Origin of the sequence: Pseudomonas sp. AOB-7 (assembly GCF_003696305.1) — a bacterium.
In the GTDB taxonomy this organism is placed as follows: domain Bacteria; phylum Pseudomonadota; class Gammaproteobacteria; order Pseudomonadales; family Pseudomonadaceae; genus Aquipseudomonas.
The window spans coordinates 329455-353185 of sequence record NZ_RFFK01000005.1 but is presented as its reverse complement, the minus strand read 5'-3'; the positions used below and the strand labels follow the sequence as shown (position 1 = coordinate 353185).

Annotated in this window: 22 protein-coding genes; 7 read left to right on the top strand and 15 right to left on the bottom strand. The window is 68.3% G+C overall.

What is annotated here, in order from left to right; genetic code table 11:
* Window positions 1-16 precede the first annotated feature (16 nt).
* Entirely contained in the window at window positions 17-469 is a 453-nt protein-coding gene (gene rimI, locus EA796_RS12765) for a ribosomal protein S18-alanine N-acetyltransferase (RefSeq protein WP_021445354.1), read from the top strand.
* Between the two features lie 135 nt (window positions 470-604).
* Here the strand turns inward: rimI and EA796_RS12760 are convergent, their stop codons facing one another.
* The 3 genes from EA796_RS12760 to hmpA are packed head-to-tail and all read right to left on the bottom strand — an operon-like array spanning window position 605 to window position 3215.
* The gene (locus EA796_RS12760) at window positions 605-1783 is read right to left on the bottom strand and encodes an NnrS family protein (RefSeq protein WP_122108878.1); all 1179 of its coding nucleotides are present in this window, start codon (window positions 1781-1783) and stop codon (window positions 605-607) included.
* Window positions 1770-2015, bottom strand: a complete 246-nt coding sequence (locus EA796_RS12755; RefSeq protein WP_021444570.1) for a hypothetical protein — start codon at window positions 2013-2015, stop codon at window positions 1770-1772. The genes EA796_RS12760 and EA796_RS12755 overlap by 14 nt, the downstream gene beginning before the upstream one ends.
* Window positions 2016-2033: 18 nt before the next feature.
* Window positions 2034-3215 (bottom strand): NO-inducible flavohemoprotein, encoded by a 1182-nt coding sequence (gene hmpA, locus EA796_RS12750; protein WP_122108877.1) that lies wholly within the window; start codon window positions 3213-3215, stop codon window positions 2034-2036.
* A 191-nt stretch (window positions 3216-3406) separates the two neighbouring features.
* Between hmpA and norR the strand changes: the two genes are divergently transcribed.
* Window positions 3407-4954 carry a nitric oxide reductase transcriptional regulator NorR gene (gene norR / locus EA796_RS12745; RefSeq protein ID WP_122108876.1) on the top strand — a complete coding sequence of 516 codons (1548 nt, stop codon included), beginning with the start codon at window positions 3407-3409 and terminating at the stop codon, window positions 4952-4954.
* A gap of 219 nt (window positions 4955-5173) precedes the next feature.
* Complete coding sequence (locus EA796_RS12740) at window positions 5174-5950, top strand: ABC transporter substrate-binding protein (protein ID WP_021442460.1); 777 nt, start codon at window positions 5174-5176, stop codon at window positions 5948-5950.
* A 93-nt stretch (window positions 5951-6043) separates the two neighbouring features.
* Here the strand turns inward: EA796_RS12740 and EA796_RS12735 are convergent, their stop codons facing one another.
* Genes EA796_RS12735 through EA796_RS12725 form a run of 3 tightly spaced genes read right to left on the bottom strand, consistent with a single transcriptional unit; the run spans window position 6044 to window position 7732 of the window.
* Complete coding sequence (locus tag EA796_RS12735; RefSeq protein ID WP_122108875.1) at window positions 6044-6970, bottom strand: class I SAM-dependent methyltransferase; 927 nt, start codon at window positions 6968-6970, stop codon at window positions 6044-6046.
* The gene (locus EA796_RS12730; protein ID WP_122108874.1) at window positions 6963-7301 is read right to left on the bottom strand and encodes an FKBP-type peptidyl-prolyl cis-trans isomerase; all 339 of its coding nucleotides are present in this window, start codon (window positions 7299-7301) and stop codon (window positions 6963-6965) included. The genes EA796_RS12735 and EA796_RS12730 overlap by 8 nt, the downstream gene beginning before the upstream one ends.
* Entirely contained in the window at window positions 7298-7732 is a 435-nt protein-coding gene (locus EA796_RS12725) for a group II truncated hemoglobin (protein WP_256679210.1), read from the bottom strand. Before EA796_RS12725 ends, EA796_RS12730 begins: the two co-directional genes overlap by 4 nt.
* A gap of 147 nt (window positions 7733-7879) precedes the next feature.
* Here EA796_RS12725 and EA796_RS12720 point away from each other — a divergent pair, with 147 nt between their 5' ends.
* From EA796_RS12720 to EA796_RS12710, 3 genes are all read left to right on the top strand, one after another.
* Complete coding sequence (locus tag EA796_RS12720; protein WP_178082560.1) at window positions 7880-10243, top strand: DNA polymerase II; 2364 nt, start codon at window positions 7880-7882, stop codon at window positions 10241-10243.
* A gap of 272 nt (window positions 10244-10515) precedes the next feature.
* On the top strand, window positions 10516-11520 hold the full coding sequence (locus tag EA796_RS12715) for a TerC family protein (RefSeq protein ID WP_122108871.1): 1005 nt from the start codon (window positions 10516-10518) through the stop codon (window positions 11518-11520).
* A gap of 52 nt (window positions 11521-11572) precedes the next feature.
* On the top strand, window positions 11573-11875 hold the full coding sequence (locus tag EA796_RS12710) for a hypothetical protein (protein WP_122108870.1): 303 nt from the start codon (window positions 11573-11575) through the stop codon (window positions 11873-11875).
* A gap of 2 nt (window positions 11876-11877) precedes the next feature.
* On the opposite strand, the gene EA796_RS12705 is transcribed toward EA796_RS12710, so the two are convergent.
* A complete protein-coding gene (locus EA796_RS12705; protein WP_122108869.1) occupies window positions 11878-12801 on the bottom strand; it encodes a LysR family transcriptional regulator in 924 nt (307 codons plus the stop codon).
* Window positions 12802-12980: 179 nt separating this feature from the next.
* Between EA796_RS12705 and ycaC the strand changes: the two genes are divergently transcribed.
* Complete coding sequence (ycaC, locus tag EA796_RS12700) at window positions 12981-13595, top strand: isochorismate family cysteine hydrolase YcaC (protein ID WP_021442468.1); 615 nt, start codon at window positions 12981-12983, stop codon at window positions 13593-13595.
* A 38-nt stretch (window positions 13596-13633) separates the two neighbouring features.
* Here ycaC and EA796_RS12695 read toward each other — a convergent pair whose 3' ends face one another.
* From EA796_RS12695 to EA796_RS12660, 8 genes are all read right to left on the bottom strand, one after another.
* Window positions 13634-14263, bottom strand: a complete 630-nt coding sequence (locus EA796_RS12695; RefSeq protein ID WP_021442469.1) for a transcriptional regulator — start codon at window positions 14261-14263, stop codon at window positions 13634-13636.
* An 82-nt stretch (window positions 14264-14345) separates the two neighbouring features.
* Window positions 14346-15473, bottom strand: a complete 1128-nt coding sequence (locus EA796_RS12690) for an FAD-binding oxidoreductase (RefSeq protein WP_122108868.1) — start codon at window positions 15471-15473, stop codon at window positions 14346-14348.
* Between the two features lie 2 nt (window positions 15474-15475).
* Window positions 15476-16435 carry an ornithine cyclodeaminase family protein gene (locus EA796_RS12685; RefSeq protein ID WP_122108867.1) on the bottom strand — a complete coding sequence of 320 codons (960 nt, stop codon included), beginning with the start codon at window positions 16433-16435 and terminating at the stop codon, window positions 15476-15478.
* Between the two features lie 250 nt (window positions 16436-16685).
* On the bottom strand, window positions 16686-18143 hold the full coding sequence (rhlB, locus tag EA796_RS12680; RefSeq protein WP_122108866.1) for an ATP-dependent RNA helicase RhlB: 1458 nt from the start codon (window positions 18141-18143) through the stop codon (window positions 16686-16688).
* Between the two features lie 110 nt (window positions 18144-18253).
* The gene (locus EA796_RS12675; protein WP_122108865.1) at window positions 18254-19417 is read right to left on the bottom strand and encodes a dipeptidase; all 1164 of its coding nucleotides are present in this window, start codon (window positions 19415-19417) and stop codon (window positions 18254-18256) included.
* Between the two features lie 100 nt (window positions 19418-19517).
* The gene (locus EA796_RS12670; protein WP_122108864.1) at window positions 19518-20456 is read right to left on the bottom strand and encodes a GGDEF domain-containing protein; all 939 of its coding nucleotides are present in this window, start codon (window positions 20454-20456) and stop codon (window positions 19518-19520) included.
* A 189-nt stretch (window positions 20457-20645) separates the two neighbouring features.
* The gene (locus tag EA796_RS12665) at window positions 20646-22547 is read right to left on the bottom strand and encodes an acyl-CoA synthetase (RefSeq protein ID WP_122108863.1); all 1902 of its coding nucleotides are present in this window, start codon (window positions 22545-22547) and stop codon (window positions 20646-20648) included.
* 121 nt (window positions 22548-22668) lie between these two features.
* Window positions 22669-23328 (bottom strand): alpha/beta hydrolase, encoded by a 660-nt coding sequence (locus EA796_RS12660; protein ID WP_122108862.1) that lies wholly within the window; start codon window positions 23326-23328, stop codon window positions 22669-22671.
* Window positions 23329-23731: the final 403 nt, after the last annotated feature.

Below are 23731 nucleotides of genomic sequence, written 5' to 3'. Positions count from 1 at the left end.
CGCCGAGTTCTAGCGAATGACCGATGCGATTTCCTTCCGCCCCATGACCGAGGCGGATCTCGATGCCGTGCTGAAGATCGAATACGCCGCCTTCAGCCACCCCTGGACTCGTGGCATCTTCACCGACAGCCTCAAGTCCTATCACTGCTGGCTGATGTTCGAGGGCGGCCAGCAGGTCGGCCACGGCGTGATCAACCTGATCCTCGACGAAGCGCACCTGCTCAATATCACCGTCAAGCCGGAAAGTCAGGGCCGCGGCCTCGGCCTGCGCCTGCTCGAACATTTGATGAAAGAGGCCCATGAGCTGGGCGGTCGCGAGTGCTTCCTCGAAGTGCGCGCCAGTAACCAGAGCGCCTACCGCCTGTACGAGCGCTATGGCTTCAACGAAGTCGGCCGGCGCCGCGACTACTACCCGGCGGTGGGCGGTCGTGAAGACGCGCTGGTGATGGCCTGCACCCTGGTCGATTGAGGTTGTTGGCGTAGGGTGGATCACGCTTTACCGATCCACCGCTGTGCTGGATGTGAAAAGCGACATCCACCCTACGCGCTGATTTGCCCTACATCGGCGTATGGATCGGTGCGCCAATGGTTTTTGGTCCGCTGGTCACCCCGGATGGCCATCGACCCGCGCCCGGCACAGCAGCGGCGCGTAGTAGACGACGAACAGGGCGAAGGCCAGCCCCCAGCAGAGGGCCGCCAGCCACAGCCAGCTGCCGCCCGCCGCCACCCGGATCAAGGCGCCCAGGTTGAGCACGGTAAAGGCCCAGGCCATGGCCTTGGGCGGCTGCAGCGGTCGCCCGGTATGGCCGAGGCTGACCCGCGCCATCATCGCCAGAACCAGCCCGCCCAGGGCGCCGACCGCTAGCGCATGGCTGGCCGGGCTGGGCTGCGCCAGCCAACCCAGGTGCCAGGCGGCCATGCCGAGGGTGGCGACCAGCAGCCAGGCGTAGGCCAGGTGCAGCGACCACAGCAACGGCACGCGCCAGATGCCCGGCAGGTGCCAGTGCCACAGGCGCAGGCCGTGCAGCGCCGCCAGCAGGGCGAAGGGCAGCGCCAGCCAGGGCTGCGCCTGCAGGTTGTGGCCGCTGGCGAACAGCGCGGCGACCAGCAGACCGCCAGCCAGCAGCAGCCGATCCCGCCAGGGCTGGGCGGCGAAGGCCTCGACCCGGCCCAGGCCGCGCTGGGTGAAGAAGGGAATCACCCGTCCGCCGATCAGGCTCAGCAGCACCGCGATCAACCACAGCGCCGCCAGGGCACCGCGCCGTTGCAGCGCGTCGTCGCCCAGGGCCAGGCCGGCGAGGGTCAGGCCCTGGCACAGGCCGAGCAGGCTCAGCACCAGCAGGATCGGGTAGTTGTTGCGCTGGCGGGCGGCGATCAGCTGGCGCGCCAGCTGCGCGAGCAGCAGGGCGACAAAGGCCAGCTGGGCGGCGATCAGCACCCCCAACGCCAGCGGTAGGAACCAGACCAGCCGTGCCGCCAGCCACAGGGCGAACAGCGCGATCAGTGGCCGCCCACTCAAGCCCGGACGGCCGGTCCAGGTCTGCACCGCGGTGAGCAGGAAGCCGGCGATGATCGCCAGGGCGAAGCCGAACGGCATCTCGTGGCGGTGCCAGGCGAGCAGGCCGCCGGGCACCTGCGGCGCGCTGAGCAGCCCCTGCAGTACCGCGGCCCAGAGGGCGACGGCGAGTAGGGCAAGCAGCGCGCCGGCGAGAAAGAACGGGCGAAAGCCCAGGCGCCACAGCGGAGCAATCGCCAGCGCGCGGTTGCGATCAAGCAGTTGCATGCTGCTGTTCCCCTCGCCGCAGGCCCTGCTGCGCCGCCAGACGCAGCACATAACCGAGCTTGAGCAGGCCGGGGCCGATGATGGTCAGGCTATGCGCCAGCACCAGGCTGGCCAGGTTCAACCTGGACTCCAGGCCATAGGCCGCCAGCAGACCGAGCAGCAGCAGGCCGAGGCCGGCCAGCAGCAGTTGGCTGGACAGACGCAGCAGCTGCTGCGGGGCGAGCGGGAACATGATGCACCTCCTGATTGATCAGCTATCCAGTGCTGCGGCCGGGCCGAAGAACTCATGGTGGCTCTGCTCGGGCGGCACGCCCAGTTCCTGCAGGTGGCGCTTGACCTGGGCCATAAAGGCTTTCGGGCCGAGGAAGTAGGCGTCCAGGTCGCGTTCGGCGGGCAGCCACTGCGCCAGCAATTCGCGGCTGAGGAAACCCTCGGCATCGGCCTGATCGCCTGCGCGCGGCTCGCTGTAGCAGACGTAGTGACGGATCTGCGGATGCGCGGCGGCGCGGGCCTCGACCCAGTCGCGGAAGGCGTGCACCTCGGCGTGGCGGGCGCAGTGGATAAAGTGGATCGGCCGGCCGCTATGGCGCGCGGCGTCGAGCATGCTCAGCGCCGGGGTGATGCCGACGCCGGCGCTGATCAGCGCCAGCGGCTTGGCCGAGTCGCGCAGGATGAACTCGCCGGCCGGCGGGAACAGCTCCAGTTGGTCGCCGACCTGGACCTTGTCGTGCAGGTGGTTGGATACCCGGCCGCCGGCCTCGCGCTTGACGCTGATGCGGTACTCGCGGCCGTTGGCCGGCGCCGACAGCGAGTAGTTGCGCCGCACCTCCTCGCCGTCCAGCAGCAGGCGCAGGCCGATGTACTGGCCGGGCTGGAAGTCGAGCAGGGCGCCGCCGTCCGCCGGCACCAGGTAGAAGGAGGTGATCTCGGTGCTCTCGGCCACCTTGCGCGCCACGCGGAAGGCGCGAGCGCCACGCCAGCCGCCGGGGGCGGCGGCATTGTGCGCGTACTGGCTCTCCTCGGCGCCGATGAGGATATCGGCCAGTTGTCGGTAGGCGATGGCCCAGGCTTCGATCACTTCATCGGTGGCGATCTCGGCGCCGAGCACCTCGCCAATCGCGCGCAGCAGGCAGCCGCCGACTATGGGGTAGTGCTCGGGGAGGATCTGCAGCGACACGTGCTTGTTGACGATCTGCGCCACCAGCGGGCCGAGCGCCTCGAGACGGTCGATATGCTTGGCGTACATCAGCACGCCGTTTGCCAGGGCGCGCGGCTGGTCGCCGCTGGCCTGGTGCGCCTGGTTGAACAGCGGGCGCACCTCGGGAAACTCGCTCAGCATCATCCGGTAGAAGTGGGTGGTCAGCGCCTCGCCGCCGCTTTCCAGGAGCGGCACGGTGGCTTTGATCAGATCGCGTTGGGCGTTGGACAGCATGGGTAACTCCTGCAAGGCATGAAAAGGCGCCGGCCCGGCTCGTCTGGCCGCATCTGGCGTGCTAGCGTTAGCGCTGTATGCCTCTCATGAATCGTGCCATTTAATTTATCGTTTAAATTCAATGGCTTATTTTTATTGTTGTTAAAATGACTCGTGGTCAATACGAGTCATAAGGACTTTAGGTTGTCGAAATGACCGCTAGCCCGCTGTTGCAGACGCTGATCCCGCTGGTTGCCGACCTATCCCGCGAGCTGGACGACGGCGAGCGCTACCGCCGCCTGCTGGCCGCCCTGCGCCAGCTGTTCCCCTGCGATGCGGTGGCGCTGCTCAAGCTCGACGGCGAGCAACTGGTGCCGCTGGCGGTGGAGGGCCTGAGCGCCGACACCCTGGGGCGGCGCTTCAAGGTCAGCGAGCATCCGCGCCTGGCGGCGCTGATCGAGCACCGCGGGCCGACCCGTTTCGCCGCCGACTGCGGCCTGCCCGACCCCTACGACGGCCTGGTCGAGGGGCTGCACGGCCATCTGGAGGTGCACGACTGCCTGGGCTGCCCGCTGTACCTGGACGATCAGCTGTGGGGCCTGCTGACCCTGGATGCGTTGGACCCGGCCAGCTTCGGCCGCGCCGACCTGGACAACCTGGATGCCTTCGCCAGCTTGGCGGCGGCCACGGTCAAGGCCAGCGAGCGGATCAGCGGCCTGGCCCGGCGGGTGGAGACCGAGCGCCAGCTCACCGAGCTGTACAAGCAGGCGCGCCAGCAGCCGCGCGAGCTGATCGGTCAGAGCGCCGCGCTGCGCAAGCTGCAGGGCGAGATCCGTCTGGTCGGCGACAGCCCGCTGACCGTGCTGATCACCGGCGAAACCGGGGTCGGCAAGGAGCTGGTGGCCGAGGCCATCCACGGCGCCTCGCCGCGCGCGCAGCGGCCGCTGGTCAGCCTCAATTGCGCGGCGCTGCCCGAGGCGCTGGTGGAGAGCGAGCTGTTCGGCCACGTGCGCGGCGCCTTCTCCGGCGCGCTCAGCGAGCGCAGCGGCAAGTTCGAGCTGGCCGACGGCGGCAGCCTGTTTCTCGACGAGGTGGGCGAGCTGCCGCTGGCGGTGCAGGCCAAGCTGCTGCGCGTGCTGCAGAGCGGCCAGCTGCAGCGCCTTGGCTCGGACCGCGAGCACCGCGTCGACGTGCGGGTGATCGCCGCCACCAACCGCGACCTGGCGGCCGAGGTGCGCGCCGGGCGCTTTCGCGCCGACCTCTATCACCGCCTCAGCGTCTACCCGCTGCCGGTGCCGCCGCTGCGCGAGCGTGGCCGCGACGTGCTGCTGCTGGCCGGCTACTTCCTCGAAGACAACCGCGCGCGCCTGGGCCTGCGCAGCCTGCGCCTGAGTAGCGAGGCGCAGAAGGCGCTGCTGGCGCACGACTGGCCGGGCAACGTACGCGAGCTGGAGCACCTGATCGGCCGCGCGGCGCTCAAGGCGCTGGCGCGCCACGGCGAACGGCCGCGGATTCTCAGCCTGGAGCTGCAGGACCTGGACCTGCCCGCGAGCGTGGCGGCCGCAGAGGCGCCGGGCGAGAGTGCGCCCGGCGCGCTGCCGGCGGGGCAGGACCTGCGCAGCGCGCTGGATGCCTACCAGCGCCGGCTGATCGAGCAATGCCTGGCGCGCCACCAGGGCAAGTGGGCCGATGCCGCGCGCGAGCTGGGGATCGATCGGGCCAATCTGAGTCGGTTGGCAAAACGCCTCGGGTTGCGCTGAGCGCAGGGGTTGACGATCTGTACATTAAAGTCCAGAGTGGACTTTAATGTATAAGCGAGAGCGACCCATGCAGTCCTCCCCATTTCCCTCCGCGCGCCGCGTGCCCCTCGATTCGTCGTGGGCCGGCGCGCCTTGCTTCTGCCCCTTCGCCTTCCCACCGGGTTCCGTCGCCTTGTCGCGCGCGGCGGACTCGTTCATTCCGCAGCAGGAGACACGTCCATGAAGAAACTCGCCTGGCTGGGCGCCATCGCCCTGAGCCTGATGGCTTCCAGCCCGTTCGCCGCCGACAAGCCACTGCGCCTGGGTATCGAGGCGGCCTACCCGCCGTTCGCCTACAAGGAGGCCAGCGGCGAGATCGCCGGCTTCGACGTGGACATCGGCAACGCCCTGTGCGCCGAGATGAAGGTGCAGTGCCAGTGGGTCGAGCAGGAGTTCGACGGCCTGATCCCCTCGCTCAAGGTGAAGAAGGTCGACGCCATCCTCTCGTCCATGACCATCACCGACGAGCGGCGCAAGTCGGTGGACTTCACCGGCAAGTACTACTACAGCCCGGCGCGCCTGGTGATGAAGGAAGGCAGCACGGTCGACGCCGACTTCGCCAACCTCAAGGGCAAGCGCATCGGCGTGCAGCGCGCCACCACCACCGACCGCTTCGCCAGCGAGGTGATGGCCGCCCAGGGCGTGCAGGTGGTGCGCTACAGCTCGCAGAACGAAATCTACCTGGACCTGATCTCCGGGCGCCTGGACGGCACCCTGGCCGACGCCATTCCGGTGGAGGAGGGCTTCCTCAAGACCGACAACGGCAAGGGCTTCGCCTTCGTCGGGCCGTCCTTCACCGACCCGGCCTACTTCGGCGAGGGCGCCGGCATCGCCGTGCGCAAGGGCGACAGCGAGCTGCTCGGCAAGCTCAACGCCGCCATCGCCGCGATCCGCGCCAACGGCAAGTATCAGCAGATCCAGCAGCGCTACTTCAGCTTCGACATCTACGGCGACTGAACGAGGCGCACCGCGCCGGGCCCCCGCGCGGTGCGCACGGCGCAGCCTGTGGATCGGCCGGCGCCACGCCGCGCAGCCCGGATAGCATCCGGGCTACAGCTGGAACACCAGCGCCTTCAGGCCGCTTTCGGCCGAGATGTCGGGAAACTCCGGCGGGTTGTCCAGGCGCCGCACAAAACGCAGCTGCGGCGCCTCCTCGGCCATGCCGTCGATGAGAAAGTCCGGGCCGATATCCGGGTCGTTGACGCAGGCCAGCACGGTGCCGCGCTCGCCGAGCAGTTCGGGCAGGCGGCGGAGGATCTTGCGGTAGTCCTGGGTGAGGGCGAAGCTGCCTTTCTGGAAGCTCGGCGGGTCGATGATCACCAGGTCATAGGACCCGCTCTTGCGCACCTTGCCCCAGGACTTGAACAGCTCGTGGCCGAGAAACTCCACCCGGGCGAGGTCATGCTCGTTCAGGCGATGGTTGTCGCGCCCGCGCGACAGCGCCGCGCGCGCCATGTCCAGGTTGACCACCCGCTCGGCGTCGCCGGCGATGGCCGCCACCGAGAAGCCGCAGGTGTAGGCGAACAGGTTGAGCACGCGCTTGCCGGCGGCCTGCTCACGCACCCACTGGCGGCCCAGGCGCATGTCGAGAAACAGCCCGCTGTTCTGCTTGCTGCCCAGGTCGAGCAGGTAGCGCAGGCCGTCTTCGAGAATCGGCCACTGCGCCTGGGGCTCGCCGGCCAGCCATTCGCTCTCGCTACCCTGCACGTAGCGGTGCTGCAGCAGCAGGCCGCGGGCGCCGCTGGCCTGCCACTGCGGCGTCTGCAGCAGCTCGATCAGTAGCGGCTTTAACGCCGGCGAAGGCTCGCGAAACAGCATCACCAGGACGATCCCGGACAGCCAGTCGACGGTGATCTGCTCCAGCCCCGGCCAGCAGCGGCCACGACCGTGGAACAGGCGGCGGGTTTCGGCGCCCGGATGGTGCGCCAGCGCATTCAACAAATGCTCGCGTAGGGTGACGAGGGCGGCGTCAGTCATCGCGGGTCAGCACTTCCAGCAGCTCGATTTCGAAGATCAGGTTGGCGTTTGGCGGTATCGAACCCATGGTGCGCTCGCCATAGCCCAGGTGCGCGGGCACCAGCAGCTTGCGCTTGCCGCCCACCTGCATGCCCATCAGGCCCTGGTCCCAGCCCTTGATTACCCGGCCGGTGCCGATCACGCACTGGAAGGGCTTGCCGCGCGAGTAGGAGGAGTCGAACTCGCTGCCGTCCTCCAGCCAGCCGCGGTACTGGGTGGTGATCAGGGCGCCCTTGACCACGGCCTTGCCGTCGCCCGGTTGCAGGTCTTCGATGATCAGCTCGAGGCTCATGTCGGTTTTCCACTCTGGTGTCGGTTGTGGCTGGCCTGGACGATGCGCTGCGCGGGCACGCGCAACTGGGCCAGCAGGTAGTCGGCGAAGGCCGGCTCATAGGGCTGCAGGGCGATGGCGCCGGCCATGCAGCTCAGCCAGCTCTCGGCCAGGGCCTCGTCGATCGGCCACTGCGCATGGAAGCTGGGGATGCTGATGCTGCCGTACTTCTCGGCGAACAGCCTTGGCCCGCCCAGCCAGCCACTGAGAAAGCACGCCAGCTTGTCGCGCGAGGCACTTAAGGAGGCCGGGTGCAGGGCGCGCAGGGCGGCGGCCTCGGGGCGTTCGTCCATCAGCCGGTAGAAATCGTCGACCAGACGGCGCAGGCCGTCGCTGCCGCCGGCCGCCTGGTAGGAGGCGTCGCCCGTGCCGTAGGGAGGTTGGCTGCTCATCGAAGCGCTCCGCGGAAAAGGCGCCATTGTAACCGCTGGCGTAGAATGGCCGGCCAGTTTGGTTCGAGGTGATGGGCAGCGGCAGAGGCTGTTTCTCGCCTCTCCCGTAAGCGGGAGAGGGGTAGGCCGTGCTTGCCTGAAACGATGATGACGCAACCCCAGCAAGGCTTCGTGCTCAGCCGCCATTGGCGCGACACGCCGGAAGGCACCGAAGTGGCCTTCTGGCTGGCCACCGATGGCGGCCCGCGCCAGGTGCGCCTGCCGCGGCAGGAGTCGGTGGCCTTTATCCCGGCCGAGCAGCGCGCCTGGGCCGAGCCGCTGCTGCGCGATGAAAAGGGCGTCGAGCTGCGCGAGCTGGCCCTGCGCGACTTCAAGCGCCGCCCGGTGCTGGGCCTGTACTGCCGCCAGTACCGCCAGTTGCTGCAGCTGGAGAAGAAGTTGCGCCAGGTCGGCGTGGACGTCTACGAGGCCGATATCCGACCGCCGGAGCGTTACCTGATGGAGCGCTTTATCACCGCCTCCGTCAGCTTCGCGGGCACTGCCCAGGAAGACGGCAGCCTGCTCTGCACGTCGCTCAAGCCCGCCGCCGATTACCGCCCGACGCTGCGCCTGGTGTCGCTGGACATCGAGACCAGCGCCCGCGGCGAGCTGTATTCCATCGCCCTGGAGGGCTGCGGCCAGCGCCAGGTGTATATGCTCGGCCCGGCCAATGGCGATGCCGGCGGCGTGGATTTCGAGCTGGAGTACTGCGACAGCCGCAAGGCCCTGCTCGAACGGCTGAATGACTGGCTGGCGCGCTTCGATCCCGACGCCATCATCGGCTGGAACCTGGTGCAGTTCGACCTGCGCGTGCTGCGCGAGCACGCCGAGCAGCTCAAGGTGCCGCTGCGCCTGGGCCGCGGCGGCGACGTGATGGGCTGGCGTCAGCACAACAGCAGCCAGCACTACTTTGCCGAGGCCGCCGGGCGGCTGATCATCGACGGCATCGAGGCGCTGCGCTCGGCGACCTGGAGCTTCCCCTCGTTCAGCCTGGAGTCGGTGGCGCAGACCCTGCTCGGCGAAGGCAAGGCCATCGACACCCCCTATGCGCGGATGGACGAGATCCAGCGCATGTTCGACGAGGACAAGCCGGCGCTGGCGCACTACAACCTCAAGGACTGCGAGCTGGTCACGCGCATCTTCGCCCACACCGACCTGCTCGCCTTCCTCCTCGAGCGCTCCAGTGTCACCGGCCTGGCCGCCGACCGCAGCGGCGGTTCGGTGGCGGCCTTCACCCACCTGTACCTGCCGCCGATGCACCGCCTGGGCTTCGTCGCGCCGAACCTCGGCGACATTCGGGGCGAGAACAGCCCTGGCGGTTTCGTCATGGATTCGCGCCCCGGTCTGTACGACTCGGTGCTGGTGCTGGACTACAAGAGCCTATATCCGTCGATCATCCGCAGCTTCCTGATCGACCCGGTGGGGCTGGTGGAGGGGCTGCAGCAGCCGGACGATGCGCATTCGGTGGAGGGCTTTCGCGGCGCGCGCTTCTCGCGTACCCGGCACTGCCTGCCGGCCATAGTCGAGCGGGTCTGGCAGGGGCGCGAGGCGGCCAAGCGCGGGGGCAACGCGGCGTTGTCGCAGGCGCTGAAGATCATCATGAACGCCTTCTACGGGGTGCTCGGCTCCAGTGGCTGCCGCTTCTTCGACCCGCGCCTGGCCTCGTCCATCACCCTGCGCGGGCACCAGATCATGAAGCGCACCCGCGAGCTGATCGAAGCCGAGGGCCATGCGGTGATCTACGGCGACACCGATTCGACCTTCGTCTGGCTCGGCCGCGCCCACGACGAGGCCGAGGCGGCGCAGATCGGCCGCGCCCTGGTATCAAGGGTCAATGCCTGGTGGCGCGAACATCTGCAGCAGGAGCATGGTCTGGTCAGCGCCCTGGAGCTGCAGTTCGAGACCCATTACCGGCGCTTTCTGATGCCCACTATTCGCGGCACCGAGGAGGGCAGCAAGAAGCGCTATGCCGGCCTGGTGCGTGCGGCGGATGGCAGCGAACGCATGGTGTTCAAGGGCCTGGAGACGGTGCGCAGCGACTGGTCGCCGCTGGCCCAGCGCTTCCAGCAGGAGCTGTACCGCCTGGTGTTCGCCGGCCAGCCCTATGAGGACTACGTGCGCGACTACGTCAAACGCACCCTGGCTGGCGAGCTGGACGAGCTGCTGGTCTATCGCAAACGCCTGCGTCGGCGCCTCGACGACTACCAGCGCAACGTGCCGCCGCACGTGCGCGCCGCGCGCAGCGCCGACGAACACAACCAGCGCCTCGGCCGGCCGCTGCAGTACCAGCGCGGCGGCTGGATCGGCTACCTGATCACCACCGCCGGGCCGCAGCCGCTGGAGTGCCTGCTGTCACCCATCGACTACGAGCACTACCTCAGTCGCCAGCTGAAACCGGTGGCCGATGCCATCCTGCCCTTCGTCGGCGGCGATTTCGAGCGCCTGGTGGACGGCCAGCTGGGGTTGTTCTGAAGCCTTTGCCAAGGTTGAGTGCGACAGCGAACCCGCAGGAGCCCGCTTGCGGGCGATCCTGGCGCCGTCGTACTCATCGCCGGCAAGCGGGCGCCTCAAGGCGGCTGCGGTCCCTTGGGGCGGCGGCAAACGGGAAATACTTTGCAAACTCTGCGCGGTTGAGCGGTGTTCGCCGCCTGAGTATCTTTGCGCCGTGATGCCGGGCCCCTCTGGCGGTTAACACCGCGATGTCGGAATCACAGTCTGTTCAATCTGACTGTAGGAGGGGCTCCATGACTGCCCTAGAACCGTTTCTCTTCGCCGAGTTCCTCGGCACCGCCACCTGGTTGTGGCTGGTCTTCATCGCCGTCGTCATCTCCCTGCTGGCCTTCGACCTGGGCGTGCTGCATCGCGACAACCGCGAAATCGGCGTGCGCGAGAGCCTGCTGCTGTCGGCCGGCTACATCACCGCGGGCCTGCTGTTCGGCGTCTGGGTGTTCTTCCAGAAAGGCGGCGACGCCAGCATGGATTACCTCACCGGCTTTCTGATCGAAAAATCGCTGTCGATGGACAACGTGTTCCTCATGGCGATGATCTTCAGCTTCCTGGCGATCCCGCGGCAGTACCAGCACAAGGTGCTGTTCTGGGGGATCATGGGCGTGCTGGTGCTGCGCGCCATCATGATCGGCCTGGGAGCGGCGCTGATCCACGAGTTCAGCTGGATTCTCTACCTGTTCGGCGCCTTCCTGTTCTTCACCGGGGTGAAGATGCTGTTCGCCAAGCTCGACGATGCGCCCGATCTGGAAAACAACCTGCTGGTGAAGTTCCTGCGCAAGCATCTGCGCGTGACCGACGAGCTGCATGGCGAGCGCTTCTTCGTGCGTCAGGACGACGGCAACGGCCGCAGCGTGCTGTGGGTGACGCCGCTGTTCCTGGCGCTGATTCTGATCGAGTGCGCCGACCTGATGTTCGCCATCGACAGCGTGCCGGCGATCTTCGCCATCACCCAGGATCCGTTCATCGTCTACACCTCGAACATCTTCGCCATCCTCGGTCTGCGTGCCCTGTATTTCGCCCTGGCGGCGCTGATCCACCGCTTCGCCTACCTCAAGTACGCGCTGGCCCTGGTGCTGGTGTTCATCGGCGCGAAGATCTTCCTGGTCGGTATCATCGGCAAGATTCCGGCGGCGGTGTCGCTGGGCGTGACCCTCGGCCTGCTGATCGGTGGCGTGCTGCTGTCGCTGTACAAGACCCGTGGCCAGCCGCCGGCGAGCGCGCCGAAATCGCTCGCGGACTGAGCGCCCCATCCCCCATCGACCGACGCGCAGGCGTCACCCAAGAGGACGTTGTATGCATAGCCCGTTACGCAGCCTTTCCCTTTCCGCGCTCGGCCTGGCGCTGGTCTTGCTGGCCGGATGCGAGGCGGCCGAGCAGTCCGCCCAGAAGCTCGTCGAGGAAGCCGAGCAGCAGGCCCAGGCCCTGCTCGACGACGCCGTCGGCGAGGCGGTGGAGCAGCTGAACAAGCAGGTTGACACGCTGCAGGAGTCGGCCAACCGGGCGCTCGGCAAGCCTGCGCAGGAAGAGCCGGCCGAGCAGCCCGAGGCCGAGCCGGATGCCGCGGGCGAAGGCTTCGAGCCGGGCGTGGAAACCTGAGCTCAGCGCGCGCCGTCGGTCGTCCAGGCGGCCGCGTGCAGCGCCTGCTGGAGGAAGTCGCACAGCGCCTGGATCTTGACCGAGGCGCGGTGCGAACGCGGGTAGAGGGCGTGGATCTCATCGGCCGTGGGCCGCGCCTCGGGCAGTACCTGCAGCAGGCGGCCGGCCTGCAGGTCGGGCTGGACGATAAAGCGCGGCAGCACCGCCAGGCCCAGTCCGGCCAGCGCCGCATCGCGCATGGCCTCACCGTTGTTGCTGGTGAAGCGCCCGCCGGGCGCCAGGGTCAGCGGGCGCTGGGGCGCGGCGGGGTCGTCGAACGACCAGAGCTGTTCGGCGCTCAGGTTGCAGTAACCGATGCAGGGGTGTTCGAGCAGCTGCTCGAGGCGCTCGGGGGCGCCGTGGGCGCGGATGTAGTCCGGGCTGCAGCACACCACCCGCGGGCTGCTGCCCAGGCGGCGGGCGATCAGCGCGCGGTCGTGCAGGCGCGAGATGCGCAGGCACAGGTCGTAGCCCTCGCGCTCGAAGTCGCTGACCCGGTCGTCCAGTTGCAGCGCCACTTCCAGTTGCGGATGCAGGCGCATGAAGCTCGTCAGTTGCGGCGCCAGCCACAGCGTGCCAAAGCTCATCGGTGCGAGGATGCGCAGGCTGCCGGCCAGGCTGCCGTCCTCGCTGGCGACGGCCTCGGCGGCGGCCCGCAGTTCTTCGAGCGCGGCCCTGGCCTGGCGGTAGAAGCGCTGGCCGCTGTCGGTCGGGGCGACCTTGCGCGTCGAGCGGAACAGCAGGCGGGCGCCGAGGTGGCGTTCCAGGTCGCTGAGGCGTTTGCTCACCACCGACTTGGCCACCCCCAGCTGCTGGGCGGCCAGGCTGACGCTGCCCAGTTCGGCGACGCGTAGAAAGGTCTCGATTTCCGCAATATCCAGTTTCATGGCGGTGCACGCGTTGAGCCAGTGTGCTGTTCAGCATAACGCCTCGCCGGGAGCTGGATTGTTCGGTTTGAGCGAAAAACCATTTCGTCGTGCGGCGGGAGGTCGAGGCCGCCGAGTCGGGCTAGGCTTTGGGTTCACGCCCGCAACCGGGCTCCCTCACCGCCACAGGAGACTGCGCCATGTCTTTCACCTATAACCGCCTGAACAAGGACGATGCCGTCGTGCTGCTGGTCGACCACCAGGCCGGCCTGCTCTCGCTGGTGCGCGACTACACGCCGGACGAGTTCAAGAACAACGTGCTGGCGCTGGCCGACATCGCCAAGTTCTTCAACCTGCCGACCATCCTCACCACCAGCTTCGAGAACGGCCCCAACGGGCCGATCGTGCCCGAACTCAAGGCCATGTTCCCCGATGCGCCCTATATCGCCCGGCCGGGGCAGATCAACGCCTGGGACAACGCCGATTTCGTCAAGGCCATCGAGGCCACCGGGCGCAAGCAGCTGATCATCGCCGGGGTGGTCACCGACGTCTGCGTGGCCTTCCCGACCCTGTCGGCGCTGCAGGCCGGCTATGAGGTGTTCGTCGTCACCGACGCCTCGGGCACCTTCAACACCAGCGTGCGCGACGCCGCGCTGATGCGCATGGCCCACGCCGGGGCGCAGATGCTCAACTGGTTCAGCGTCGGTTGCGAACTGCACCGCGACTGGCGCAACGACATCGAAGGCTTCGGCGGCATCCTAGGCGGCCACCTGCCGGCCTACGCCAACCTGATCCAGAGCTACAGCCAGAAGTGACGCGGCGAGCCCGCCGGCGCTTGCCGGCGGGCTGGCTCTCAGCTTTCGCCCTTGATTTCCTTGAGGTGCTTGTACACCGTCGCCCGGCCCATGTTCAGCACGTTGGCCACGTAGTTGGCGGCGCTCTTGCCCTTGAACGCGCCTTCGGCGTGCAGCGCCTCGACCAGTTCGCGCTTGTGCTCGCGGGTCAGCAGGTTGAGGCCGAGCTGGCGCTGGCGCAGCCAGGCGTGGAGGAAGGTGTTGATGCGCTCCTGCCAGTCGTCGCGAAACAGCGCGTCAGGCTGGGGGATCAGCTTGTTCGCCGAGAGGAACAGGTCGAGTGCCTGACGGGCGCTCTCGAACAGCGAGATATTGAGGTTGATGCACAGCACCGCGACCGGCTTGCCGCCGGCGTCGCGCAGCACGCTGCTGACCGAGCGGATCTTCTGCCCGTCCCAGTTGAGCTTCTCGTAGGGGCCGATGCTGCGTGCGTCGCCGGCGTCGTCGAGCATGTCCTCCAGGGCGGCGTCATCGCCCACCGCGCGCTTGGAGATGTTGTTGGCGATATGGTCGATCTTCTGCGTCCGCAGGTCGTGCAGCACCACCTCGGCGTGGGGGAAGAACAGGGTGGCGATGGCGTCGGCGATGGCGCGGTAGTTGTCGAGATCGGCGGCGGGGCGGGGCGTCATGCGGTGGGCTCCTGGGTCGGCGCGACGAGTGTGCCGCAAAGCGCCGGGGGCGTCATCAAGGCACCCCCGGACTGCATCTGGGCTACTGGCGCAGCCGCGCCGGGCTGAGCATGGCTTCGTCGAGGCCGAAGCGGGTCAGCGCCTCGGGCAGCGGCTGGCGGCGGATCAGCGCGGCGCTGGCCTGACCCATCGCCGCGCTGGTCTGGATGCCGTAGCCGCCCTGGGCGGCGACCCAGAAGAAGCCCTCGGCCTGGCCGTCGTAGCCGGCCACCAGGTCGCCGTCGGCGACGAAGCTGCGCAGCCCGGCCCAGGTGTGCGCCGGGCGGCGGATGCTCAGGCTGGTGTGCTCCTCGATCTGGTAGATGCCCATGGCGATGTCCAGCTCCTCCGGCTGCACGTCGTGCGGCGCCACCGGGTCGGCGTTGGCCGGCGAGCCGAGCAGTTGGCCGGCGTCGGGCTTGAAGTAGAAGGCTTCGTGCAGGTCCACCACGCAGGGCCAGGCGTGGCAGTCGACGCCCTCCGGGCCGTGGAAGGTGAAGGCGGCGCGGCGCTTGGGCACCAGGCCGATGGGGGCGACCCCGGCCAGCCCGGCGAGCTCGTCGCACCAGGCGCCGGCGGCGTTGACCAGCACCGGCGCGCGGTACTGCTCGGCGCCGCAGTCGACCAGCCAGGCGTCGCCGTCGCGGGCGATGGCCTGCACTTCGCGATCGTTGTGGATCTCCCCGCCCTGCTGGCGAATGCCGCGCAGGTAGCCCTGGTGCAGGGCATCGGTGTCGATGTCGGCGGCGCTGGGGTCGAACAGGGCGCCCTGGACCTTGTCGCGGCGCAGCACCGGCACCAGCGCACAGGCCTGGTCGGCATCGAGCAGGCGGGCCTCGGGCACCTGGGCGCGGGCTTTGTCGAACTGGCGCTGCAGCTCGGCGGCATCGCCGCTGAAGTCCACCACCAGTTCGCCGCGCGGGCTGAGCAGCGGGTGCTCGGCGAAGCCGGGCGGCGGCGCGTCGTAGAAGGCGCGGCTGGCGGCGGTCAGCGCGCGTACCTGCGGCGTGCCGTAGGCCACGGTGTACAGCGCCGCCGAACGGCCGGTGCTGTGGTAGCCGGGCTGGCGCTCGCGCTCCAGGACGATGGTCTTGCCCTGGCCGGCGAGGAAGTAGCCGGTGGAGGCGCCGGCGATACCGGCGCCGACGATCAGGTAGTCGGCGTGTTGCATGCTCAGCCCTCCGCGGCCTGCTTGAGTTGGTGGAGCGCCTGGGCCAGGGCGACGTCTTCCAGACCCAGGCCGATGGAGCGGAAGAATGCCGGGCGGCGGTAGTCGGGCAGGGGCGCCGAGCCGTCGAGCAGTTCGGCCAGGTCGCCGCGGATCAGCGCGCGGTCCCACAGGTGCTGCTCGCTGGCCAGGCGCATCTCGCCGGCGCTGGCCGGGGTGGTGGCGCGGTAGTCGCAGTAGACGTCCATCTGCGCCAGGCTGGCCGGCGGCACCTCGTGGGCGCGCGGCGCGTTGGTGCTGATCGAGGTGATCAGCGCCGGCTGCTCGAGCGTGGCGGGGTCGAGCACCGGGCCGGCCGAGGAGGTGCACAGCATGATCACCTCGGCATCGGCGCAGGCCTCGGCCTGGCTGGCGCACAGCTGCAGGCGCGTGTCGAGCTGCAGCAGCTCCTGCTGCGTGGTGGCGGGTTTGCCGGCCAGGCTCGGCGAGTACAGGCGAATGCTCTGCCAGTCGCGCAGGCCCTGCGCGTAACGCACATGGGCGCGCGCCACCGGGCCGCTGCCGATCACCGCCAGGCGGTTGGCCGCGGCCGGCGCCAGGGCGTCCAGCGCCACGGCGGTGGTGGCCGCGGTGCGGGCGGTGGTGAGTTCGCCGGCATCGCACAGCAGCAGCGGCTGGCCGTCGTCCATCGACATCAGCAGGGTCCAGGCGGTGACGATGGCGCCGCGCTCGCCGGGGATGTAGGGCGAGGTCTTGACCCCGTAGACGCGCTGCTCGGCCAGCACGCCGAGGTAGTTGATGAAGTCGCCGCCGCCAGGAAACTCCACCAGCTGCTGCGCCGGCTGCACCGCCTGGCCGCGCGCCAGGCTGCGGAACAGCTCGCGCATGGCCTGCACGACATCGACGCGGGCGAGGAGTTGGGCGGCTTCGGCCCGATGGATCAGATAGGGCGGGGTGCTGGGCATGGCGGCGGTATCCGGAATGAACTTATTTGTCCATTCTGGACTTATTGGTATCTGCTCGACAAGGGGCATGGCCGCCGGCTGTCCGTGGATGACGCATGGACAAAGCTGCTATCGGCACAGAAGCGATGGCGCCCGGGCGTATTTCGCGGATAAATCCGCTCCTGCAGGCTATGCAACGACCCGCGCTGACATCGCCAACAAAAAAGGCGAAGCCCTGGGGCTTCGCCTTCTGCTGGTGCGGCGGCGCGACTCAGTGGTGCTTGCGCGGCACCGGCTTGAGCAGTTCGTCCGGCGGCATCTCGCACTGGATCTTGCGCCCGATCAGCGCCTCGATCGGCGGCAGGGCGAAGGCGTCGTCCTCGCCGGCGAAGCTGATCGAGGTGCCGCTGCTGCCGGCGCGGCCGGTACGGCCGATGCGGTGCACGTAGTCGTCCGGGTCTTCCGGCAGGGTGAAGTTGATCACGTGGCTGATGGCGTCGACGTGGATGCCGCGGCCGGCCACGTCGGTGGCGACCATGACGCGGATCTTGCCCTCGCGGAAGCCCTCCAGGGCGCGGATGCGCTTGTGCTGCGGCACGTCGCCGGACATCTGCACGGCGCTGACGCCGTCGCGGGTCAGGCGTTCCTCGATGCGGCGCACCTCGTCCTTGCGGTTGGCGAAGACCATCACCCGCGTCCAGTCGTTCTGCGTGATGAGGTTGTACAGCAGCTTGTACTTGTCGCTGCTGGCCACGGCGTAGACGTGCTGCTCGACGCTGTCGCTGGCGACGTTCTCCGGCTCGATCTCGACGATGGCCGGGTTGACTGTCCACTGCTTGGCCAGGTTCATCACGTCGTCGGTGAAGGTGGCGGAGAACAGCAGGGTCTGGCGCTCGCCCTTCATCGGGGTCTGGCGGATGATCTGGCGCACTTGGGGGATGAAGCCCATGTCGAGCATGCGGTCGGCTTCGTCGAGCACCATCACCTCGACCATGTCCAGGTGCACCTCGCCGCGCTGGTTGAAGTCCAGCAGGCGGCCCGGGGTGGCCACCAGGATGTCGCAGAAGCGCGATTCGAGCTGCTTGAGCTGCTTGTCGAAGTCCATGCCACCGACGAACTGCATGACGTTGAGGCCGGTGTACTTGGTCAGCGCGGCGGCGTCCTTGGCGATCTGCACCACCAGCTCGCGGGTCGGCGCGATGATCAGCGCGCGCGGCTCGCCCATGTAGCGCTCTTTCGGCGGCGGCGTCTGCAGCAGCTGGGTGATGATCGAAATGAGGAAGGCGGCGGTCTTGCCGGTGCCGGTCTGGGCCCGGCCGATGGCGTCCTGGCCCTTGAGGGTGTAGCCCAGCACGCCGGCCTGGATCGGCGTGCAGTAGGGGAAGCCGAGGTCGTGGATGGCGTGCATCAGCTCGGGGGCCAGCTTGAAGTCGTGGAAGCGGGTCTTGCCTTCGACCGGCTCGACCACGAAGTCTTCCAGCTTCCAGGTGTCCACCGGCTTGGCCGGGCGCTCGCGGCGCGGCTTGTCGGCCTTGGCCGGACGGGCGGGGCGTTCCGCGCTGGTTGCCGCGCTGGCGGCAGCGGTCTCGGGCTGGCGCGCAGGCTTGGGCATGCGGCTGGGTTTTTCCTGACCGCCGGCCTGGGCCTGGGCGGGCGCTACGGGCGCGGTGGCCGGTTGGGGCAGTTCGCCTTCGGCTTTGCCGAACATTTTCTTGAGTGCTTTGAGCACGGGCTTCTCATCGATTGGTTAAGGAATGAACGGCCGCCAGTGTAATGCAAGACGCGGGCGCGGCGAAGTGCCTCGCTCGCCCCTGTCAAGGGGCGAACGCGCTGTGCGGCTTATTTCGCCGGCAGGCTGGCCAGCAGCAGGCGCTGCACGTTGCCGCCCATGATCGCGGCGATCTGCTCGGGGGAGAAGCCGGCGCCCTGCAGGCCTTCGGTGAGCTGGGCCAGGCCGGTGACGTCGAACGGCGTGTGCACGGTGCCGTTGAAGTCCGAGCCCAGGGCCACGTGCGCGACGCCGACCTTGTCCGCCGTATAACGGATGGCGCGGACGATGGCGGCGACCGAGGTGTCGCACACCGCGGTGCTCCAGTAGCCGATGCCGATCACCCCGCCGGTGGCGGCGATGGCCTGCAGGTGCTTGTCGCTGAGGTTGCGCGTGCCGGGGCAGGTGCCCTCGACGCCGGTGTGCGACACCAGCACCGGGCGCGTGGCCATGGCCAGCACGTCGTCGATCAGCGGCCGCGAGGCGTGGGCCAGGTCGACCAGCATGGCTTTCTCTTCCAGGCGTTCGATCACCTGGCGACCCAACGGGGTCAGGCCGCCTTTCTCCAGGCCATGGGCCGAGCCGCCGACTTCATTGTCGAAGAAGTGGGTCAGGCCGGCGATGCGGAAACCAGCGTCGTACAGCGCGTCGACGTTCTCCAGCTTGCCCTCGATGGGCTGCAGGCCCTCGGTGGCGAGCAGCGCGGCGACTCGCTGCGGATCCTGCCGCCAGGCCTCGACGAAGCGGGTCAGCTCGGCGCGGTTGCGGATCAGCACCAGGCGCCCGTCGCTGGCGTCTGCGGCCTCGCGCAGTTTCTCGGCCTGGTACAGCGCGCGCTGCAGCAGGCTGTCCCAGGTCGCGCGCGGCCAGCGCTGGGCCATGGCCAGCAGGGTGATGTTGTCGCTGTCGCCGGCATTGCTTTCCATGTTCAGCCCGCGCGGGGTCTTGGTCACGGTGGAGAACACCTGCAGGCCGAGGCGCCCTTCGAGCATGCGCGGCAGGTCGGAGTGGCCATAGTCGTAGCGTTTGAGCAGGTCGCGTTCCCAGAGCAGGGCGTCGTCGTGCAGGTCGGCGACGAACAGGCCCTGGTGCAGCTGCTGCGCGCTGGCGCTGGCGGGGTAGGGCGGCGGCGAGGCGACGCTGTTCATCTGTGCATCGAGCACCTGGGGCAGGCCGAAAAAGGCCAGGGCGGAAAGCGGGGCGAGCAGCAGCAGGGCGATCAGCAGTTTGCGCATAAAGGGTGGCCATCCAGGCGTGTTGTTATGCCGGCCACTCTAGCAGGGAAGCGGTGCGCCCTGGAGTAGGGTGCGCCCTGCGCACCATGGTGAGCAGGGCTTAACCGCAGAGGCAGTTGCGTCCCTGCTGCTTGGCCTGGTACAGCGCAGCGTCGGCGCGGGCGATCAGGCTCTGCAGGCTGTCCTGGTGGCGCATCTGCGCCAGGCCGATGGAGATGGTCACCCCCGGCAGCACGCCGACCGGCGAATAGAAGGAGCCGATGCGTTCCAGGCTCTGGCGCAGGCGCTCGCCGATGCCGCGCGCGCCCTGGTCGGCGATCTCCGGCAGGAGGATGACGAACTCCTCGCCGCCGAAGCGCACCAGGCTGTCCTTCGGCCGCAGCTGGTTGCGCAGGGTATGCGCCACCAGGCACAGGGCGTAGTCGCCGGCCAGGTGGCCGTGCTGGTCGTTGTAGGCCTTGAAGTGGTCGACATCCAGCATCAGCAGCGACAGCGGCTCGTCGTTGAAGGCGCAGCGGGTGCTTTCGCGCTCGAACACGTGCTCCAGCCAGCGCCGGTTGAAGCTGCCGGTGAGGGTGTCGATATTGGCATTCTGCTCGCTGTCGAGGATCAGCCGGTTGCCCCGGCGCACCCGTTCGCAAAGCTGCTCCAGGAGGTTCTGCATCAGTTGCGGCGATTGCTGGAACAGCGCGATCAGCGACTCGCGGTGCAGGCGCAGCACGGTGGAGGGCCGCTCGGCGACCACGTAGGCGCTGGGATGCTCGTTGTCGATGAAGCTGATCTCGCCGGCGCAGTCGCCGACTTCCAGGGTGCCGACCGGTTGGTTGTCCAGCGAGCCGAGGTAGACGCGCAGCTGGCCCTCGATCAGCAGGTAGAGGTGCTGGTTGCGGTTGAACGGGGAGAGCAGGACTTCGCCGGCTTCCAGTTCGCAGGCGCGAAATTCCCGCAGCAACTGGTCGAGGCTGCTGGCGGCGACTTTGTGGAACAGTCGCAGTCGTTGGATTTGCTGCAGGTCTGCCTGCCAGTGCGCCGGTTTCATCGCGATGTTGCCGGGCCTGGCGGGGCGTCGAGGCCAGATGGCATCGCAAACGCTCCTTGTCGTGGTGCAATAGCGTCTCGACATTATTCCCGGGTAGGGCCCCTGGCAATGCTCGGCCAAAGTTCGGCCGACCAGCGGTTGTACGTTGGTGCCAGGCTGTCGACTGGCGCGCGTCCCTGCGCGGCGACTTCAGTCGGGTAGGTGGAGGCGGTGGCCGACGGCGAAGCCGGCCAGGCGTTCGCGCACGGCCGCGGCCAGCGCCGGGTCGCGGCGCGGCAGGTGGATATGGGCGAGCTGGCCGGCCTGGTCGTCGCCGAGCACCTCGACGCGGATCGCCGGCTCCAGCTCGGCCAGCGCCGCCTGGTAGACGCGGGCGATGGCATCGAAGCGCAGCGCCGGCTTGAAGGTCTTGCCCACCGCGGTCAGCGGAATGGCCTCGACTATCCAGACGTCCTTGGGCACCGCGGCGCGCTCGGGAATATGCGCGGCGGCATGTTCGAGCAACTCGGCCTCGCCGGCCTGGGCGTCGGGCTTGAGCTGGACGTAGACCACCGGCAGTTCGCCGGCCTTCTCGTCCGGCTTGCCGACCGCGGCGGCCAGGGCCACGGCCGGGTGCTTGTGCAGCGCCTCCTCGATCAGCTGCGGGTCGATATTGTGGCCGCCGCGGATGATCAGGTCCTTGCTGCGCCCGGTCAGCCAGATGTAGCCGTCTTCGTCCATGCGGCCGAGGTCACCGGTATTGAACCAGTCGCCGTCGACCCAGATGCCGGTGTTCTTGCTCGCCTGCAGGTAACCCTTGAACACCGTGGCGCCGCGGATGCACAGGTTGCCGATCTCGTTGGGCGCGGCCTCGCGCAGGTACTGTCCCTGCTCGTCGAGCAGCTTGATGCGCACCTCGCAGTAGGGCATGCGCAGGCCGATGGAGCCGGGGCGGCGTTCGCCGGCCGGCGGATTGGCGCAGCTGCCGCAGGTGCCTTCGGTAAGGCCGTAGCCTTCGATCAGGCACAGTCCGGTCTTGGCCTCGAACTGGCGGATCAGCGCCACCGGCATCGGCGCGGCGCCGCACAGGGCGTATTTCAGCGAGCTCAGGTCATGCCCCGCGCTGGGCACCTGCAGCAGGCCGGCATAGATGGTCGGCACGCCGCTGAAGAAGCTGACCTTGTGGCGCTCGATGATCTTCCAGAAATTGCCGATCAGCTTGGGGTTGCGATAGCCCTGCGGGGTGGCCAGCAGCACCTCGGCGCCGCCGATGAAGGCGGTCAGTCCGGTGACGATCACGCCGTTGACGTGAAACAGCGGCAGGCCGCAGAGGGTCACGTCGCCGGGGGCGAAGCGGGTCACCAGGTTCATGCTGTAGGCCATGGCCACCTCGTTGGCGTGGCTGTGCGGCGCCAGCTTGGGCGTGCCGGTGGTGCCGCCGGTGTGGAAGTAGCTGGCGATGTCCTCGGCCTGGATGATCCGGCCGCTCTCCAGGTGGTCGCTCGGGCAGGCGGCGATGGTCTCGTCGAAGTCCAGCACGCCGTCCGGCAGCGCCCCGCGTTGGGCCTTGAGCGCGCTGCGCTGGGGCTCCGGCAGCAGGTTGGCGAGATCCACGCAGAGCACCGCCTTGAGCGCCGGCAACTGGCCGCGCAGGGCCTCGACCTTGGCCCACAGGTCGGTGCCGGGGAAGGGGGCCAGGGTGACCAGCAGCTCGGAGTCCGAGGCGTGGATCAGCTCGGCGATATGCTCGGGCTCGAGCAGCGGGTTGATCGCGTTGACGATGCCGGCCGCTTCGCCGCCCCAGATGGTGAAGTGGGTCTGCGGCAGGTTGGGCAGCAGGAAGGACACCGCCTTGCCTGGGCGCAGGCCGAGGCGGTGGAAGGCGTTGGCGGTCTGGGTGATCTTGCCCAGCAGCTCGGCGTAGCTCAGGCGCAGCGGCTGTTCCTCGCCGTCGCCCTGGAGGATGAACGACAGCGCCGGGGTGTCCGGCTGGGCGACGGCCGTGCGGCGGATCAGCTCGTAGGTGCTGGTGGGCAGGTCGCGAGCACTGAGCGGGGTTTTCTCGATCTGCTCGATATCCTGCAGGGTGCGGATCAGCGGCGCTGTCGTCATTGGTGTATCTCTCAGTTGGGGCGGCGGGTATCTGCAGCCGGTTCAGGGTGAAGCCGGGGGCCGTGCCAGCGAACCGCGGCGACGCCGAGAACCGCTGGTGCGCGCGGCGCACCTTTATCGGTCAGTCGGCGAGCCGTTGGCTCAGCCAGGCGGCGATATCGCGAATCTCCTCCGGCAGCACCTCGTGCGCCATCGGGTAGTCGCGCCATTGCACCGGCACCCCGCAGGCGTGCAGACGGTCGAACGCGGCGCGGCCCATGTCGGGCGTCACCACGTCGTCGAATCTGCCATGCAAACACAGCACCGGCAGTTGTCTTTTTGTATCCGTTAGCGGCATGTCGTCGCTGAAAGTCGGCGCGTAGGTCGAGAGTGCCAATACCCCGCCCAGGGCGTGCGGGTAACGCAGAAAGGCGGTATGCAGCACCACCGCGCCGCCCTGGGAGAAACCGGCGAGGACGATGCGCGCCGGTTCGATGCCGCTGGCGCGCTCGGCCTCGATCAACTCGATCACCTGCTGCGCCGACTGCTCCAGCTGCGCCTGGTCGATGGCGCGCGCCGGGCTCATGGCGAGGATGTCGTACCAGCTCGGCATGCTCCAGCCGCCGTTGATGGTGACGGGGCGGGTCGGCGCCTGCGGCAGGACGAAGCGGGTGCTGGGCAACTGTTCCTGCAGGGTTTCGGCGACCGGGAGGAAGTCGTAGCGATCGGCGCCCAGGCCGTGCAGCCAGATCACGCTGGCATCGGCAGGTTGTGGGGGCTGCAGGATCATGGGTGCGGTCATTGGTAGCTCCGGTGTGGTGCGTGTGCTTCAAATTGGGGCGGCGCCCTTTTCGAGGCTTGGCTAATCTGTGAATAAGTTGTCGCACGGGTGCAACTTTTGCTCTTGACCAGTCCGTATGCTGCTTTTTGCAAGGCGCTGGTACGGGGCTTGCTATAGCTGACCCGGACTGACGACGCGTGTGGTAACGGTAACACTGTGCCATCGCTGCACGCTCAACAGGCAGGAATCTGCTGTGTGGGGTTCCTTACCAGTTCGTCGGCGCGAACCTTCGCGCCGGCGGATGACGATCCGTCTCTGGCCCGTTCGACCAATGGGCAGGGCGAGGGCAGTTGGCCAGCAGAGGGTAATGCCGACTAGACTCACGCCTGAGGTCCGATCTTCCCGTCGATACCGTTGCTGCCAG